20 protein-coding genes are annotated in these 13,945 nt (G+C 67.1%); 7 read left to right on the forward strand and 13 right to left on the reverse strand.

The annotated features are described in order from the left end of the window. Together ACSQ25_RS22035 and ACSQ25_RS22040 are read right to left on the reverse strand one after the other, a co-directional pair. Positions 1–576, reverse strand: a complete 576-nt coding sequence (locus ACSQ25_RS22035) for a DNA-3-methyladenine glycosylase I (protein WP_436107781.1) — start codon at positions 574–576, stop codon at positions 1–3. 14 nt (positions 577–590) lie between these two features. After that, a complete protein-coding gene (locus ACSQ25_RS22040) occupies positions 591–2,090 on the reverse strand; it encodes a PLP-dependent aminotransferase family protein (protein ID WP_436107782.1) in 1,500 nt (499 codons plus the stop codon). 88 nt (positions 2,091–2,178) lie between these two features. Here ACSQ25_RS22040 and ACSQ25_RS22045 point away from each other — a divergent pair, with 88 nt between their 5' ends. Beyond that, a complete protein-coding gene (locus tag ACSQ25_RS22045) occupies positions 2,179–2,643 on the forward strand; it encodes an OsmC family protein (protein WP_436107783.1) in 465 nt (154 codons plus the stop codon). Continuing rightward, on the forward strand, positions 2,643–3,182 hold the full coding sequence (locus ACSQ25_RS22050; RefSeq protein ID WP_436107784.1) for an FMN-binding negative transcriptional regulator: 540 nt from the start codon (positions 2,643–2,645) through the stop codon (positions 3,180–3,182). Before ACSQ25_RS22045 ends, ACSQ25_RS22050 begins: the two co-directional genes overlap by 1 nt. Positions 3,183–3,189: 7 nt before the next feature. Here the strand turns inward: ACSQ25_RS22050 and ACSQ25_RS22055 are convergent, their stop codons facing one another. Continuing rightward, positions 3,190–3,876 (reverse strand): DUF4142 domain-containing protein, encoded by a 687-nt coding sequence (locus tag ACSQ25_RS22055; protein ID WP_436107785.1) that lies wholly within the window; start codon positions 3,874–3,876, stop codon positions 3,190–3,192. A 38-nt stretch (positions 3,877–3,914) separates the two neighbouring features. Beyond that, entirely contained in the window at positions 3,915–4,712 is a 798-nt protein-coding gene (locus tag ACSQ25_RS22060) for a DUF4142 domain-containing protein (RefSeq protein WP_436107786.1), read from the reverse strand. 234 nt (positions 4,713–4,946) lie between these two features. On the opposite strand from ACSQ25_RS22060, the gene ACSQ25_RS22065 reads away from it, so the two are divergent. After that, positions 4,947–5,216, forward strand: a complete 270-nt coding sequence (locus tag ACSQ25_RS22065) for a hypothetical protein (protein ID WP_436107787.1) — start codon at positions 4,947–4,949, stop codon at positions 5,214–5,216. Positions 5,217–5,369: 153 nt separating this feature from the next. Here ACSQ25_RS22065 and ACSQ25_RS22070 read toward each other — a convergent pair whose 3' ends face one another. Continuing rightward, positions 5,370–5,837 carry a GyrI-like domain-containing protein gene (locus tag ACSQ25_RS22070; protein ID WP_436107788.1) on the reverse strand — a complete coding sequence of 156 codons (468 nt, stop codon included), beginning with the start codon at positions 5,835–5,837 and terminating at the stop codon, positions 5,370–5,372. Positions 5,838–6,090: 253 nt separating this feature from the next. Here ACSQ25_RS22070 and ACSQ25_RS22075 point away from each other — a divergent pair, with 253 nt between their 5' ends. After that, positions 6,091–6,714, forward strand: a complete 624-nt coding sequence (locus ACSQ25_RS22075; protein WP_436107789.1) for a head GIN domain-containing protein — start codon at positions 6,091–6,093, stop codon at positions 6,712–6,714. A 2-nt stretch (positions 6,715–6,716) separates the two neighbouring features. On the opposite strand, the gene ACSQ25_RS22080 is transcribed toward ACSQ25_RS22075, so the two are convergent. From ACSQ25_RS22080 to ACSQ25_RS22115, 8 genes are all read right to left on the reverse strand, one after another. Next, complete coding sequence (locus tag ACSQ25_RS22080) at positions 6,717–7,046, reverse strand: DUF4326 domain-containing protein (RefSeq protein ID WP_436107790.1); 330 nt, start codon at positions 7,044–7,046, stop codon at positions 6,717–6,719. An 8-nt stretch (positions 7,047–7,054) separates the two neighbouring features. Beyond that, entirely contained in the window at positions 7,055–7,762 is a 708-nt protein-coding gene (arsH, locus tag ACSQ25_RS22085) for an arsenical resistance protein ArsH (protein ID WP_436107791.1), read from the reverse strand. Next, on the reverse strand, positions 7,755–8,492 hold the full coding sequence (locus ACSQ25_RS22090; protein WP_436107792.1) for an aquaporin: 738 nt from the start codon (positions 8,490–8,492) through the stop codon (positions 7,755–7,757). Before ACSQ25_RS22090 ends, arsH begins: the two co-directional genes overlap by 8 nt. Then, on the reverse strand, positions 8,489–8,968 hold the full coding sequence (locus ACSQ25_RS22095) for an arsenate reductase ArsC (RefSeq protein WP_436107793.1): 480 nt from the start codon (positions 8,966–8,968) through the stop codon (positions 8,489–8,491). The genes ACSQ25_RS22090 and ACSQ25_RS22095 overlap by 4 nt, the downstream gene beginning before the upstream one ends. A gap of 27 nt (positions 8,969–8,995) precedes the next feature. Continuing rightward, positions 8,996–9,328: an ArsR/SmtB family transcription factor gene (locus ACSQ25_RS22100; RefSeq protein ID WP_436107794.1), complete on the reverse strand. Its 333-nt coding sequence runs from the start codon at positions 9,326–9,328 to the stop codon at positions 8,996–8,998. Positions 9,329–9,401: 73 nt separating this feature from the next. Then, positions 9,402–9,911 (reverse strand): arsenate reductase ArsC, encoded by a 510-nt coding sequence (locus ACSQ25_RS22105; RefSeq protein WP_436107795.1) that lies wholly within the window; start codon positions 9,909–9,911, stop codon positions 9,402–9,404. A gap of 10 nt (positions 9,912–9,921) precedes the next feature. Continuing rightward, entirely contained in the window at positions 9,922–10,446 is a 525-nt protein-coding gene (locus ACSQ25_RS22110) for an arsenate reductase ArsC (protein ID WP_436107796.1), read from the reverse strand. Positions 10,447–10,565: 119 nt separating this feature from the next. After that, complete coding sequence (locus tag ACSQ25_RS22115; RefSeq protein ID WP_436108120.1) at positions 10,566–10,871, reverse strand: ArsR/SmtB family transcription factor; 306 nt, start codon at positions 10,869–10,871, stop codon at positions 10,566–10,568. Positions 10,872–11,037: 166 nt separating this feature from the next. Here ACSQ25_RS22115 and ACSQ25_RS22120 point away from each other — a divergent pair, with 166 nt between their 5' ends. The 3 genes from ACSQ25_RS22120 to ACSQ25_RS22130 are packed head-to-tail and all read left to right on the forward strand — an operon-like array spanning position 11,038 to position 13,943. Next, entirely contained in the window at positions 11,038–12,351 is a 1,314-nt protein-coding gene (locus ACSQ25_RS22120; RefSeq protein ID WP_436107797.1) for an NAD(P)-binding domain-containing protein, read from the forward strand. 28 nt (positions 12,352–12,379) lie between these two features. Continuing rightward, positions 12,380–13,582 carry an MFS transporter gene (locus ACSQ25_RS22125; protein WP_436107798.1) on the forward strand — a complete coding sequence of 401 codons (1,203 nt, stop codon included), beginning with the start codon at positions 12,380–12,382 and terminating at the stop codon, positions 13,580–13,582. A 52-nt stretch (positions 13,583–13,634) separates the two neighbouring features. Beyond that, positions 13,635–13,943 (forward strand): ArsR/SmtB family transcription factor, encoded by a 309-nt coding sequence (locus ACSQ25_RS22130; protein ID WP_436107799.1) that lies wholly within the window; start codon positions 13,635–13,637, stop codon positions 13,941–13,943. The last annotated feature ends 2 nt before the right edge of the window (positions 13,944–13,945 follow it).

Below are 13,945 nucleotides of genomic sequence, written 5' to 3' on the forward strand. Positions count from 1 at the left end.
TCAAGATCCCGCGTAGCAGAAGCAGGCCTTGTCATGGTCGTTCACCACGCCGATGCCCTGCAGGTAGGCATAGATGATGGTCGAGCCGACGAACTTGAAGCCGCGCCTGGACAGGTCTTTCGAGATGCGGTCGGACAAGTCGGTCTTGGCGGGACGCGCGCCGTCCGGCCAGACGTTGACGAGCGGCTTGCCGTCGACCCAGCCCCACAGGTAGGCGTCCAGCGTCAGTCCCTGCTCGCGCATCGCCAGGTAGGCTTTCGCATTGGTGATGGCGGCGGCCACCTTCAGGCGGTTGCGCACGATACCCGGGTTGGCCAGCAGCCCGGCCACCTTGGCCTCGTCGTAGCGCGCGATGGTCGACGCGTCCCAGTTGTCAAAGGCAGCGCGGTAGCTGTCGCGCTTGTTCAGGATGGTTTCCCAGGACAGGCCGGCCTGCGCCCCTTCGAGGTTGAGCATCTCGAACAGCGTGGTCTCGTCGTGGCAGGGAACGCCCCACTCGTGATCGTGGTAGGCGAGGTAGCGCGGGTTGGCCATATTGGCCCAGGAGCAGCGGGTGGGAGAGGTCGCGGTAGTCATCGCGGAAGTATAAATCAGGCCGTCCGCTCCAGCACCGCGGCTAGCTGCTCCACGCCGCGGCGGATGTCCGCGGGGCCGACGGCCGAGAAGCCGAGCACCAGGCCGGGATCGACCGCGCAGGCGGGCCCCGCTTGCGGGTTGGCGTAGTAGGCGAGCGGACGCAGCTCGATGCCGGTGTCGAGCGCCGCCTGCGCCACCCGGGCCTCGTCCGGGAAGCGCCCATCGGCGCCGGGACGGAAATGCAGGCACAGGTCGAGCCCCGCGTCCGAGGGACCGCAGCGCAGGCGCTCGCCAAGGCGGGCACCGATCGCATCCAGCAACGCCGCGCGCCGCTCGGCATAGGCGTCGCGGGTGCGCCGGATGTGGCGCGCGAAGTGGCCTTCGGCGATGAAATCCGCCAGCACCATCTGCGGCAGGATGGCGCTGTGGCGGTCGACCACCGCCTTCGCATGGGCCAGCGGTTCGGCCAGCGCCGGCGGCGCCACCACGTAGCCCAGGCGCAGGGCGGGGAACAGTACCTTCGACAGCGTGCCGGTGTAGATCACGCAGCCGGCGCGGTCCAGGCTTTGCAGCGAAGCCAGCGGCGGCCCGGTATAGCGGTATTCGCTGTCGTAGTCGTCTTCGATGATCCAGGCCTTGTTGGCGCCGGCCCAGCGCAGCAGCGCGAGGCGCCGGGCCAGGCTCATGGTGACGCCGAGCGGCAGCTGGTGCGAAGGCGTGGCGAACACCATGCGCGCATCGGGATGGTGCGCGGCGGCCCAGGCCACGTCCATGCCCTCGGCATCGACCGGCACGGTGCAGATGCGTGCGCCCGCCACCGTCATCGGCGCGCAGGCGCCCTGGTAGCCCGGCGACTCGACCCAGACACCGTCGCCCGGCGCCAGCAGCAGGTGCGCGAGCAGGTACAGGGCCTGCTGCGAACCCGAGGTGATGATCACCTGCTCCGGGGTGCAGTCGACGCCGCGCGAGGCGCGCAGGTAGGCGCACAGCAGTTCGCGCAGGCGCAGGTCGCCGCGCGGGGCGCCGTAGCCGAGGTGCGGCCCGGGACGGCGCAGCGCACGCATCTCCAGCTTGCGCCAGACCTCGAAGGGAAACAGGTCCAGTCCCGGCATGCTGGGCCGGAAGGCGCGCACCGGGCCGTCGTGATAGCGCACGCGCGCCATGCTGGCGGCCATCGCGGCGCCCCGCTCCGGCAGCGGACGCAGCAGGCCGGCCGCTACCGACGGCGCGGCCGGCGCCTGGCGCGCCACCGGCAGTGCGGCATCCACGAACGTGCCCTGCCCGACCCCGCCGCGCAGGTAGCCCTCGGCCGTCAGCTGGTCGTAGGCGGCGAGCACGGTCTGGCGCGACACCTGCAGCTGCTGCGCCAGCTCGCGCGTGGCGGGCAGGCGCGCGCCCGGCGCCAGCCTGCCGTGCAGGATGGCGTCCTTGAGCCGGGCATAGAGCTGGCGGAACAGGGGCATGGCCGCGCTGCGCTCGAGCGGCACGGAAGCAAACAGGTCGTGGATGTGCATGATTGGTACGCCCATCTTCGCGCGGATTGGCACTTTGGGCAAGCCAAAGGCAGACTTAAGATCATGGCTTCACCAGCATGGAGGAGCGATGAAGGAGTTCGAAGCACATGTGGCCTGGCAGCGCGCCGGCCAGGATTTCCTGGATGGGCGCTACAGCCGCGCCCATGACTGGCGGTTCGACGGCGGCCTGCAGGTGCCGGCCTCGTCCTCGCCGCTGTCGGTGCCGCTGCCGATGTCCGACCCGGCGGCCGTGGATCCGGAAGAAGCGCTGGTGGCCGCGGCCGCGAGCTGCCACATGCTGTTTTTCCTCTCGCTGGCGGCCCAGCGCGGCTTCACGGTCGACAGCTATGTGGACAATGCCATCGGCTGCCTGGGCGAGGATGGCGACGGCCGCGTCGCGATGACGCGCATCGAACTGCGCCCTGCGATCGCCTTCGCAGGCGAGCGCCAGCCCTCCCGTGAAGAACTGGACGCCCTTCATCACGCAGCCCATGCGCGCTGCTATATCGCCAATTCGCTGAAGACCGAGGTTCTCGTCGTGGGGGAGCGCTGATGTACCTGCCGACCCGCCACCGCCAGCAGGACCCGCAAGCCATGCGGGAGCTCATCAGGCAGCATGCGCTGGGCATGCTCGTCACGCAGGACGACGGGCGGCCGGATGCCGACCATCTCCCCTTCGAATTCGTGGAGACGCCGGGCGACGGCCTCGGCCTGCTGCGTGCCCACGTGGCGCGCGCAAACCCGGTCTGGCGCCGCGCCGGCCAGCAGGTGCTGGCCGTGTTCCGCGGCCCCGCCGCCTACGTGCCGCCCGACCAGCAGGAAAAGCGGGACACCGGCGGACGGGTGGTGCCGACCTGGGATTACCACGTCGTGCACGTGCACGGACGGCTGCGCACAGTCGATGATCCGGCCTGGCTGCTGGAGGTCCTGCACGGGCAGACCCGGCATCACGAAGCGGCGCAGCCGCAGCCGTGGTCGGTGGCGGATGCGCCGCCGGACTATATCAAGGGCATGCTCAAGGCGATCGTCGGCATCGAGATCGCCATCGAGCGCATCGAAGGGAAATGGAAGGGCCTCGCCCCGGGAAGCTGAACCGTCCCTACTTCTTCATCGGCGTCGGTTCCTTGCCGGTCGCGGTGCTGGTGTCGTTGCCCGGCGTGCCCGCCGTGCCGGTGGCGCCGCGCGCGGTCTTGGCGATCAGTTCCTCCGCCGCCAGCAGGTGCTGCTCGACGACCGGCCGCATCTTCATGGCCAGGGCCTTGATGTCCGGGTCCTTGATCTTGTCCATGTTGTCGTTCAGCTGCTCGTGCGTGACGCGGTGGTCGCGCCGGCCCGACTGCTTGATGTAGGTGCGGTCGAAAATGTCGCCGTTCAGGGCCTCGAGCATCGCCCCCTTGGCTTTGTGCTTGACGTTCGGCTCCTTCGGCAACTCGACGCCCTTGGCCTGGGCCAGCGCCTGCACTTCGGCCAGGGCCTTGGTGTGCTCGTCGACCATGCGCTGGGCGTAAGCCTTGACCTCGGGATTGCTCGCCTTGGACAGCGCCAGCTTGCCGGCGGTGATTTCCGCGATATTGGCCTCGGCCATCCGGGTCAGGGCCTTGCGGTCCGAGCGGTCCAGCTTGGCTGCGGGAGCGGTGGCCGACGCGGCAGCCGGCGCCGTCTTCGCTGCCGCGGCGGCGGCGGTCGTGCCCTGTGCCGTCGCCTGGGCCTGCACGGCGCCCGCGGCGAACATCGCGCCGGCCAAGGACAGCGCGAGAACATGGTGAAGCCGCAGTGTCTTCTGCATTGGAATTCTCCTTATAGCCTGCGTGCGGGCCGGCCCACTTATTTACCCGAAGTTGTGCCGGACTTCGCGGACGACATCTGCTGGGCCGCCTTCAGGTGCTGCTCGACCGTCGGGATGGTCTTGTCGGCCGCGGCCTTCACGTCGGCATCCCTGGCGCTCTTGCTGATCTTCTGCAGCTTGGCATGGGTGGCCTTGTGGTCTTTCAGGCCGGCCTGCTTCATGTATTCCTTGTCGAAAGCGTCGCCGGTGAGTTTTTCCAGCTTGGCCGCCATCGCCTTGTGCTTGGCGTCGAGTTCGGTCGGCAGGGTCACGCCCTTGGTCTGGGCCAGGGTCTGCAGTTCGGACAGGGCCTTGCCGTGGTCGTCGATCATCTGCTGGGCGAAGGTCTTCACCTCGGCATTCTGGCTCTTGCTCAGCGCCAGCTTGCCGGTTTCGACCTCGGCCATGTTGGCGATCGCCATGTCCATCATCGCCTTCTTGTCGGCGGCGCCCAGCTTGGCCGCGCCGGACGCGGTGGCGCCGGCGGCGCCCGATGCGCCCGAGGTGGACTGCATGGTGTCGGCGGTGTGCGACTTCGCGCCCTCGGCGCGGGTGGTGCCCTTGCTGCCGGATGCGCCCACCTGCGCGCTGCGGTCTTCCATGCCCTGGCTGCTGGTGTTGTTGACGGTGCCGTCGGCGGCGGTCTTGCCGGTCAGGTTGGGCTTGCCGGCCGCGCTCTGGTTCGTCATCGACTGGGCGCTCTGGCCGCTGGTCTGGGCCTGCACGCCGAAGGCGCTGAACATGGCGGCCACGGCGCCGATTGCGAGCAACTGCTTGACGACCTGGTTTTTCTGCATGATCTTCTCCTGTCTTTCGATGGTATGGGCGGCCTTTCCGGGATCGCCGGACGGCGTCTCAATCGTTCTGACATCGGGTGATGTCGGGCGTTTTCGAGTGTAGCGCCGGGTATGTCGGACCAGCGCACGTTAGCCGTATTGCAACACCACTCCCACGCCCTTTCGTGCGCTGCATGACACTGTGCGGCGTATAGTTGGAACAACGCGGCAGACAGCCGCGAAGCGAGGTAGAAAATGAAAACCGAATTGTCTCCGGGGCAGACCTGGCAGGGACTTCCACTGAGCCCGGCACAGAACCGCGAAGTGCTCAACTACATCGAGCGCTGCGAGCGGGCCGGTGCCGATTGGAATACCCCTGAACTGCGGGCCATGCTCGCCGACATGCTCAGTCCGCCGGAAATCGACGAGGACAGCCTCGAGGACATGGAGCAGTCCACCGAAAGCGCGATTTTCGCCGCAACCCACGAGGAGCCGGGCGACCGGCCGGCCGACGACGTTCCCTGACAGGCGTATTCGGTCAAACGCCTGTCACAATCGGCAGGCAGAATGGCCTTGTCCTTGGGAAGGGATGCTGGCGGCGCAAGCCGCCCTACCGGCGCCGGCGGTCGGGAAATATACCGGCACCATATTCGTGGGCTGCGCACGCGCGCAGCCCACTCACAGCAGCGGGATCAGGATGTCGTAGGCGTTGTCCGGACGGTTGCCATCGTGGAGCGCCGGCGTGTAGCGGCGGTCGTAGCGTTCGATGCGCCAACCTTCCTCGTCCTGCACCATGCCCAGCTGCTCGATCGCGGCGTAGCCGGTCAGGTAGGTGGCCTGCACCCGCGTCACCGGACCGCGGTGGGTCAGCATCGCGTAGCGGCGCTCCGGGATGCGGATCCCGATCATGCCCGGCGGCAGATTGTTGAGGTCGCTCACCTCGGCGGCGACGCACTCGATGTGCACCCCGTCCTTGTCTTGCAGGCTCACGCCGTAGCGCAGCCCATTGGTTTCGCCCAGTTCGCTTTCGCGCTCCAGGAAGCTGCTCCAGATGTCCGGCATGTCCGCCTCCAGAACCGAGAACGGACCTGCCAGCGGCAGTCCGGCGAGCTTCATTTCAGGTAGGGTAACGGTAGAGATGTGCATGGTATCGGCGACAAAGTGGACAGGAAAATTATAGCCTTAACTCCTCGACAATATTGTCACGCCGCCAATCGTGCGCACGGTTTTTTCACGATCTGGCAGGACAAATGTGCAACAGCGCACACAGTCGTATTGACGCTGTGACCATTCCGCCTTCGCAACCGTCCACCCTCGCATTTTTGCAGTTCGTCGCAAACGCCACCCCGGCCTGCGCCGTCTCCCTACAATGGATTCATACCACTTACCGGAGACCACCATGCAACGCCTGATCCTTGCCGCCGTCCTGTCCCTCACGTCGATCTGCGCTCATGCTGACGAGCAACTCCGCAGCGTCACGCCGTTCAAGGATATCGCCGTGCATGGCCCGGTGAGCCTGGTGGTGGAAGCCGGCAAATCCTTCTCGCTCAAGGTCCAGGGGGACCCGCGCTTCATCGAGCGCGTGACCAGCGAAGTGGTCGATGGCGAACTGCGCCTCGACATGAAGGACAGCACCCGCAACAGCCTGCAGAACAGCGACCGCGTGATCGTCACGCTGCCGGCGCTGCAGACCTTCAAGGGGGAAGGCGCCGGCGTGATGCGCCTGAGTAATATCCGTGGCGAGCGCCTGGATGTGAACTACCGCGGCGCCGGCCGCCTGGTCATCGACGGCGAAGTGCGCGACCTGCGCCTGCGCGCCCAGGGCGTGGGCGAAGTCGACACCAAGGGCCTGGTCGCGCAGGACGCCAACGTCAGCTTCGAAGGCATCGGCTCGGTGAGCATCTACGCCAAGGACAAGCTCAACGCCAACGTGCGCGGCATGGGCGACCTCACCTACTACGGCAATCCGCGTGTGGTGAACAAGTCGGTGTCGGGCATCGGCAGCGTGGTCGCGGCCAAGTAAGCTTAGCGGTTGGCGATGTCGAGCAAGACTTCGGCGTGGCAGGGACCGTCGAGCGGGCACCAGCAGGCCAGGTTCTTGCCGCGCAGTGTCTCGCGCGCTTCCGCGGCCAGCCGCTGCCCTTCCGGACTGTCCTCGACCCAGCGCCGGAAAGCGGCGACCGCCTCCGCCACGCTCGGCATGGCGGTGTAGCGCGTGCCCACCGGCGTGCCCGGCGCGGCATCCGGCACCACCGAGAACGGATTGCCCCAGCGGCCGGGACGCGCCACCGACACCGTGTTCGGCGGCAGCTTCCAGCCCTTCTTCCTGCTCAGTTGGACGCGGTGCGGCTTCATCCTGCCTCCTATAGGCGCGCGATCTGCGCGTCGATCTTGCGCAGTGCGCGCTCGCTGCGCTCACTATACCGGTCGGTCAGGTAATCGCTGCGTCCGCGCATGAGGAGGGTGATCTTGAAGAGTTCTTCCATCACGTCCACCACACGGTCGTAATACGCCGACGGGCGCATCCGGCCGGCCTCGTCGAACTCCTTGTAGGCCATCGGCACCGAGGACTGGTTGGGGATCGTGAACATGCGCATCCAGCGTCCCAGCAGCCGCATCGTGTTCACCACGTTGAAGGATTGCGAGCCGCCGCAGACCTGCATCACGGCGAGGGTGCGGCCCTGGCTCGGGCGCAGCGCGCCCTGCTCCAGCGGAATCCAGTCGATCTGGTTCTTCATTACCGCCGTGATCGCGCCATGGCGTTCAGGGCTGCACCACACCTGCCCTTCCGACCACAGCGACAGTTCGCGCAGCTCGACCACCTTCGGGTGGGTCTCGGGCACGCTGCCGGCCATCGGCAATTCCATCGGGTCGAAGATCTTCACCTCGGCGCCGAAATGCTCGAGGATGCGCGCCGCCTCATAAGTGAGGAAGCGGCTGAAGGAGCGCTCGCGCAGCGAGCCGTACAGCATCAGGATGCGCGGCGGGTGATTCAGCTCGCCTACCGGTTCCAGCTTCTCGAGCGTCGGCATGTCGAGCAGCTCAGGCTTGATGTTGGGCAGCTCAGCCATGCTTGATCTCCTGGGTTTGTTCCGCGCCGGCGAAGTCGCTCTGCGCTACCGTGCCGGCCACTGTCGCCTCGCGGTGTGCCGCCGGATACAGCCAGCAGAACAGCGGTGTCGCGGCGGCGGCACCCAGCAGCTGCGCCACGATGAAGCCGAATGCATCGTCGGGACGGATGCCGGCGAAGGTATCGGTGGCGCTGCGCGCCAGGGTCACCGCAGGGTTGGCGAACGAGGTCGACGCGGTGAACCAGTAGGCGGCCGTGATGTAGGCCGCGACCGCGAACGGCGTGAGGCCCGGCCGGCTGCGCGAACAGCCGATGATGACGGCGATGAGGCCGAAGGTGGCCACGAATTCGCTCCACCATTGTGCGGCGCCGGTGCGCACGTGTTCCGATGCCACGAACACGGGGACGTCGAACATCAGGTGCGCGGCAGCCACGCCCGCGAAGGCGCCGGCAATCTGGACCGCGATGTAGGGGATGACCTCCGCGGCCGGCATGTTTTTCTGCCATGCCTCCGACAGGGTGACGACCGGATTGAAGTGCGCGCCCGAGATCGTTCCGAACATCAGGATCAGGGCGATGAGGCCGGCGCCGGTCGCTATCGCATTGGCCAGCAGGGCGATCGCCACATTGCCGCCCGCCAGCCGTTCGGCCATGATGCCCGACCCCACGACTACGGCCAGCAGGAGCGCCGTGCCGAGCCCCTCGGCGACGATTCGTCTGGCAAATGTCATGGCAGCAGGGTCCCGATGCGATCCAGCTCCGCCTTCAGGCGGGGCTTGTCGTTCTTGAGCGCGTCGAGGGGCAAGGCCAGGAAGGCTTCAATGCGCGCGCGCAGGATCGCATAAGCAGTCTCGAAGGCGGCGGCGATCTCTTCCTCGGTGCCGACCACATGGCTCGGATCTTCCACGCCCCAGTGCGTACGCAACACCGGGCCAAGATAGGCCGGGCAGGTTTCGCCGGCGGCGCTGGCGCACACGGTGACGACGATGTCCGGCGTAACCGGCAGGTCATCCCAGGACTTGCTGTAGTAGCCCTCGGTAGAGATGCCTTTGCTGGCCAGCAGGGCAAGCGCTTTCTCGTTCAGCTTGCCGGTCGGCTGGCTGCCGGCACTGATTGCACGCCAGCCCTCCGGTGCCAGATGGTTAAAGACGGCTTCGCTGATGAGCGAGCGGCAGGAGTTGCCGGTGCAAAGAAACAATACGTTCACGTCAGGCCTTTCGAAGATGGTGAGGAATCAATTGGTAGTACTGGTGCAAGCGGCTTTCGGATGTGGCGTGCACGGATTGCCGCCACAGCATTTCTCGGTGAGGAAGCCCAACAAGGCGTTCATCGTGTCGAAATTCGCCGAGTAGATGATGAAACGTCCGGACTGGCGTGGAACGACCAGACCGGCATGCGTGAGCTCCTTGAGGTGGAAGGACAGCGACGACGGCGGTACGTCCAGCGCCTCGGCGATCCTGGTCGCAGGCAGGCCTTCCGGACCCGACTGCACCAGCAGGCGAAATGTGGCCAGCCGCGACTCCTGGGCCAGCGCGGCAAGGGCGGCGATTGCCGGTTTGGTGTCCATGGCATCCATCCTTATATTCGATATTTCCACAATATTGGAATTAATTATAGCGCACCGGGCCCGCCCGGTGCCATCAGGGCGTCCTTGCCGCGATCGCCCGTACCGCTTCGCGCCGGACCGCATCGTCTTCCAGCCAGTCCAGCGGCAATGCGATGAACTGCTCTACCCGTTTGCGGATCTGCCTGAAGACCAGTTCGAAGGCCTCCTGTCTGGCGCGCTCCCCGCCACCAGCTTGGGCCGGGTCGGGATAGCCCCAGTGAGCCGTGGTCGGCCGCCCCGGCCAGTGCGGACATGCTTCGCCGGCCGCGCTGTCGCACACGGTGATGATGAAGTCCATGTGCGGGGACGCCGGCTGCGCGAAATCCGCCCAGCCCTTGCTGTGCAGCCCGGCGACCGGGAATGCGGGATCGAAGCGCCTGATCTGTTCGATCGCAAGGGGATTCACGTTACCGGCCGGACGGCTTCCCGCGGAATACGCGATGAAGCGCCCCCTCCCCAGCACCGCCAGCAAGGCTTCCGACATGATGCTGCGCGCCGAATTGCCGGTACAGAGAAAGAGCACGCGATAAACCTGGTTCCTCATGCGCGGCGCCTCAGGACAGAGGGTTCGCAGGGCCAGCTTCGGACCGGGCCAGCGTGCCCAACTCCTCCTCGATCGCCATGCGCGACAGCTTTTCGAACGGCAGCATGGCGAAGATGTCGAGGCGGCTCTTCAACTCCCGGCTGACCCTGGCAAATGCCTTGCGCCGCACTTCCTCGCTGCCCGCACACGCGGCGGGATCCTCGAAGCTCCAGTGGGCCGTGATGGGATGTCCCGGCCAGCGCGGACATGCTTCGCCAGCCGCCTTGTCGCACACGGTGATCACGAAGTGCATATGGGGAGCGTCGGCGCCGCTGAACTCGTCCCAGCTCTTGCTGCGCGGCTCACCCAGCGGGAAGCGCAGGCGCGCGATCGCCTCGATCGCCATCGGGTGGACGGTGCCCGCAGGGTGACTCCCCGCACTGAAGGCATGGAAGCGGCCGCCGCCGATCGCATTCAGGATGGCTTCGGCAATGATGCTGCGTGACGTGTTTCCCGTGCAAAGGAAAAGTACATTGAAGGTGGCATGACCAGTCATCGCAGGCTCCGGATTGTTGAGTAATCTTTACGATAATTCCAAATATATCGAAGTTTTTTGACGGCTTGATGACATGATCGCAATCAGTATCGCTACCTGGGCCGCACAGTGCGCCGCGGCTAACGGACGCAATCCTCGATACCAGCCTTGCAGCAGTTCTCGGTCAAAAACCCCACCAGTCCATTCATGATATCGAAGCGCGCGGAGTAGATGAGCAAACGGCCTGCCTGGCGTGATCCGATCAGACCGGCATGACTCAGTTCTTTCAGGTGGAAAGAAAGGGAAGAGGCAAGCATGCCGAGCGCTGCTGCAATCTGGCTGGCCGCCATGCCGGCGGGGCCCGCCCGCACCAGCAGGCGAAAGGTGGCCAGTCGCGATCCCTGTGCCAATGCCGCAAGTGCGGCAATCGCTGTCCTGCTGTCCATGTCGGCGTCATTGAGCATTTCCATTCTTTTCCATCCGTCAGCGGCAAGCGTCACGCTTCGAATCCTATCGAAATAATTTGACAGAACGATGACAAGCGTTTTATTCTTTATTCGTCAAACGACGAATGACGAATAACTAACCGAGACCATTACGAGGAGAACCGCCATGAACCAGATCGCCGCCACCCTTCCTGTCGCCGTGCTTGGCGCCGGCCCCGTCGGCCTTGCCGCCGCCGCCCACCTGTTCGAACGTGGCATGACGCCCCTGGTGCTGGAAGCCGGTGCCGGCGTGGGCGCGAACCTCGCCAGCTTCCGCCACGTGCAGCTGTTCTCGCCATGGCAGTACAACGTCGACAAGGCCGCCCTCCGGCTGCTCGAGGGCGCGGCTTGGCGCATGCCGGCAGCGGACGCGCTGCCAAGCGCCGGCGAACTGCTCACCCGCTACCTGGAGCCGCTGGCTGCCCTCCCCGCCCTGGCCGGCGCCCTGCGCCTGCGCCACCGCGTCACGGCCATCTCGCGCGAGGGCACCGACAAGGTCAAGACCCGCGGCCGCGGCGAGGCGCCCTTCCTCATCCGCGCCGACACGCCGGACGGTCCGCGCGAATACCTGGCGCGCGCCGTGATCGACGCCACCGGCACCTGGTCGCAGCCGAATCCGCTGGGCGCGAACGGCATCCCGGCGATCGGTGAAGCGGCGCTGGCCGCGCGCATCGCCTACGGCATGCCGGACGTGCTGGGCAGCCAGCTGGCGCGCTATGCGGGCAAGCGCGTGCTGGTCGTCGGCGCCGGCCATTCCGCCGCCGGCACCCTGCTGGCGCTGGCGCAGCTGGCCACGGATCATCCGGGCACGCAGCTGGTCTGGGCCACCCGCGGCAGCCAGCTGGCGCGCGTGTTCGGCGGCGGCGATGCCGACGGGCTGCCTGCACGCGGCCGCCTGGGACAGCGCCTGCAAGCCTTGCGCGACAACGAACAGCTCGAGCTGCGCCAGGAGTTCCCGATCGTGAGCCTGAAGGAGGTGGACGGCCGCATTCTGGTGATCGACGCGGTCGGCCATACCATCGACGGGATCGATGAAATCGTCTGCGCCACCGGCGCCCGGCCCGACCTGGCGCTGACGCGCGAGCTGCGCGTGCGCCTCGACCCATGGCTGGAGAGCACCGATGCGCTGGCCCCGCTGATCGATCCGAACGAACACAGCTGCGGCAGCGTGCGCCCGCACGGCCACCGCGAGCTGGCCCATCCCGAGACCGGCTATTACGCGGTCGGCGCCAAGAGCTACGGCCGGGCGCCGAACTTCCTGCTGGCCACCGGCTACGAGCAGGTGCGCTCGGTGGTGGCGGCGCTCGCGGGCGACCTGGAGTCGGCCGACGACGTCCAGCTCGACCTGCCGGAAACGGGCGTCTGCAATACCCGCAGGGTCTACCAGCAGAAGGCGCCGGCCTGCTGTACAGTAAAGGCTGCCGACGCCACCTGCTGCTGAGCGTCGCCGTTCGCTCCAGGAGAATATTTTGTCGCCCGCCCGCAAGACCATCGGCATCCTCGCCTTCACGCAGATCGCATCATGGGGATCGCTGTACTACGCCTTCGCCGTCCTCGCGCCGGCGATCCAGCGCGAGCTCGGCATCTCCGCCGAAACCGCCTTCGCCGCATTTTCCTGGAGCCTGCTGGTGGCCGGCGTCGCCGCGACGCCGGTGGGCGCCCTGGTCGACCGGCACGGCGGGCGCTACGTAATGGCGGCCGGCTCCGTTGCCAGCGCCCTCGGCCTGGCCTGGATGGCGCGCTGCACGACGGCCGCCGCCTACTTCGGCGCCTGGACCGTCATCGGCCTGGCGATGGCGCTGACCCTGTACGAGGCGGCCTTCGCGACCATCAACCGCAAGATCGAGGTCGGCGCGCCGCGCGCCATCTCGAACCTGACCCTGTTCGCCGGCTTCGCCAGCACCATCTTCTGGCCGATGACCCTGGCCGTCGCCTCGCAGCTGGGCTGGCGCGACACCTACCTGGCCTACGCGGCGCTGCAACTGGCCGTGTGCCTGCCCCTGCATCTGTGGCTGGGGCGCGATGCGCCGCGTCCTCCGGCCTGCGTCAACGCGCCGCGCGACAGCCACACGCTGGGCGAGGCGGTACGCCACCCGGCATTCTGGAAGCTGGCGCTGGCCTTCTCCGCCAACGTCTTCATCTTTTCCGCGCTGGCGGTGCACCTGATCCCGCTGCTGCAGTCGCTCGGCCACAGCGCCGCCACCGCCGTGCTGCTGGCCGCCCTGGTGGGGCCGATGCAGGTGGCCGGCCGCATCGGCGAACGCACGCTGGCGCGCGACAAGGCGCCGCAGGCGGTGGGACGTTTCGTGTTCGCGACCCTGCCCTTCGGCCTGCTGGCGCTGGCGCTGCTGGGCACGCGGGCCTGGGCGGTCGCGCTGTTCTGCATGCTGTACGGGATGAGCAACGGCGTCCTGACGATCATCCGCGGCACCCTGCCGCGCGCGCTGTTCGGGCCGCGCCACTACGGCGCGATCAGCGGCGCGCTGGCGGCGCCCTCGCTGCTGTCGAAGGCGGCCGGTCCGCTGATCGCGGCGGCGATCCTGTCGGGCGCATCCGGGAAAGTCCTGCTGCCGCTGGTGCTGTTCGGCTGCGGGCTGGCCTCGCTGCTGCTCTACCTGTCGGCGGTCAAGCCGGCGACGATGGCGGGAGCGCAGCACGTCGCGGGAACTTGACGGCGCGGCGGCAGCTTCCTATCCTCGCAGCTCAACCAGATCGAAAGCAACCATGACCAGTTCCTGCTGCGGCCCGGCGACGGCATCGTCCGACATCGACACCGACGACCTCGCCGCCCTGTGCAAGGCCATCGGCCACCCCGCGCGCCTGCAGCTGCTGCGCCACCTGATCAGCCACGGCGACTGCTACTTCGGCAGCCTGGCCGACGTGCTGCCGCTGGCGCCATCGACCATCTCGAAGCATGTCTCGATCCTCAGGGAGGCGGGGCTGATCGAAGGCTCGTCCGACGTACAGCGCGTGTGCTACTGCGTCCGGCCGGAACGGCTTGCGCAGCTCAAGGCGATGATCGGCACGCTGTAACA

This window comes from Massilia sp. LjRoot122 (assembly GCF_964252725.1).
In the GTDB taxonomy this organism is placed as follows: Bacteria; Pseudomonadota; Gammaproteobacteria; order Burkholderiales; family Burkholderiaceae_D; genus Telluria.

Excerpts from the sequence above, each read along its gene's own strand:
- ACSQ25_RS22035 (WP_436107781.1), bottom strand. The coding sequence starts at position 576 with ATGACTACCGCGACCTCTCCCACCCGCTGCTCCTGGGCCAATATGGCC.
- ACSQ25_RS22040 (WP_436107782.1), bottom strand. The coding sequence starts at position 2,090 with ATGCACATCCACGACCTGTTTGCTTCCGTGCCGCTCGAGCGCAGCGCG.
- ACSQ25_RS22045 (WP_436107783.1), top strand. The coding sequence starts at position 2,179 with ATGAAGGAGTTCGAAGCACATGTGGCCTGGCAGCGCGCCGGCCAGGAT.
- ACSQ25_RS22050 (WP_436107784.1), top strand. The coding sequence starts at position 2,643 with ATGTACCTGCCGACCCGCCACCGCCAGCAGGACCCGCAAGCCATGCGG.
- ACSQ25_RS22055 (WP_436107785.1), bottom strand. The coding sequence starts at position 3,876 with ATGCAGAAGACACTGCGGCTTCACCATGTTCTCGCGCTGTCCTTGGCC.
- ACSQ25_RS22060 (WP_436107786.1), bottom strand. The coding sequence starts at position 4,712 with ATGCAGAAAAACCAGGTCGTCAAGCAGTTGCTCGCAATCGGCGCCGTG.
- ACSQ25_RS22065 (WP_436107787.1), top strand. The coding sequence starts at position 4,947 with ATGAAAACCGAATTGTCTCCGGGGCAGACCTGGCAGGGACTTCCACTG.
- ACSQ25_RS22070 (WP_436107788.1), bottom strand. The coding sequence starts at position 5,837 with ATGCACATCTCTACCGTTACCCTACCTGAAATGAAGCTCGCCGGACTG.
- ACSQ25_RS22075 (WP_436107789.1), top strand. The coding sequence starts at position 6,091 with ATGCAACGCCTGATCCTTGCCGCCGTCCTGTCCCTCACGTCGATCTGC.
- ACSQ25_RS22080 (WP_436107790.1), bottom strand. The coding sequence starts at position 7,046 with ATGAAGCCGCACCGCGTCCAACTGAGCAGGAAGAAGGGCTGGAAGCTG.
- arsH (WP_436107791.1), bottom strand. The coding sequence starts at position 7,762 with ATGGCTGAGCTGCCCAACATCAAGCCTGAGCTGCTCGACATGCCGACG.
- ACSQ25_RS22090 (WP_436107792.1), bottom strand. The coding sequence starts at position 8,492 with ATGACATTTGCCAGACGAATCGTCGCCGAGGGGCTCGGCACGGCGCTC.
- ACSQ25_RS22100 (WP_436107794.1), bottom strand. The coding sequence starts at position 9,328 with ATGGACACCAAACCGGCAATCGCCGCCCTTGCCGCGCTGGCCCAGGAG.
- ACSQ25_RS22105 (WP_436107795.1), bottom strand. The coding sequence starts at position 9,911 with ATGAGGAACCAGGTTTATCGCGTGCTCTTTCTCTGTACCGGCAATTCG.
- ACSQ25_RS22110 (WP_436107796.1), bottom strand. The coding sequence starts at position 10,446 with ATGACTGGTCATGCCACCTTCAATGTACTTTTCCTTTGCACGGGAAAC.
- ACSQ25_RS22115 (WP_436108120.1), bottom strand. The coding sequence starts at position 10,871 with ATGGACAGCAGGACAGCGATTGCCGCACTTGCGGCATTGGCACAGGGA.
- ACSQ25_RS22120 (WP_436107797.1), top strand. The coding sequence starts at position 11,038 with ATGAACCAGATCGCCGCCACCCTTCCTGTCGCCGTGCTTGGCGCCGGC.
- ACSQ25_RS22130 (WP_436107799.1), top strand. The coding sequence starts at position 13,635 with ATGACCAGTTCCTGCTGCGGCCCGGCGACGGCATCGTCCGACATCGAC.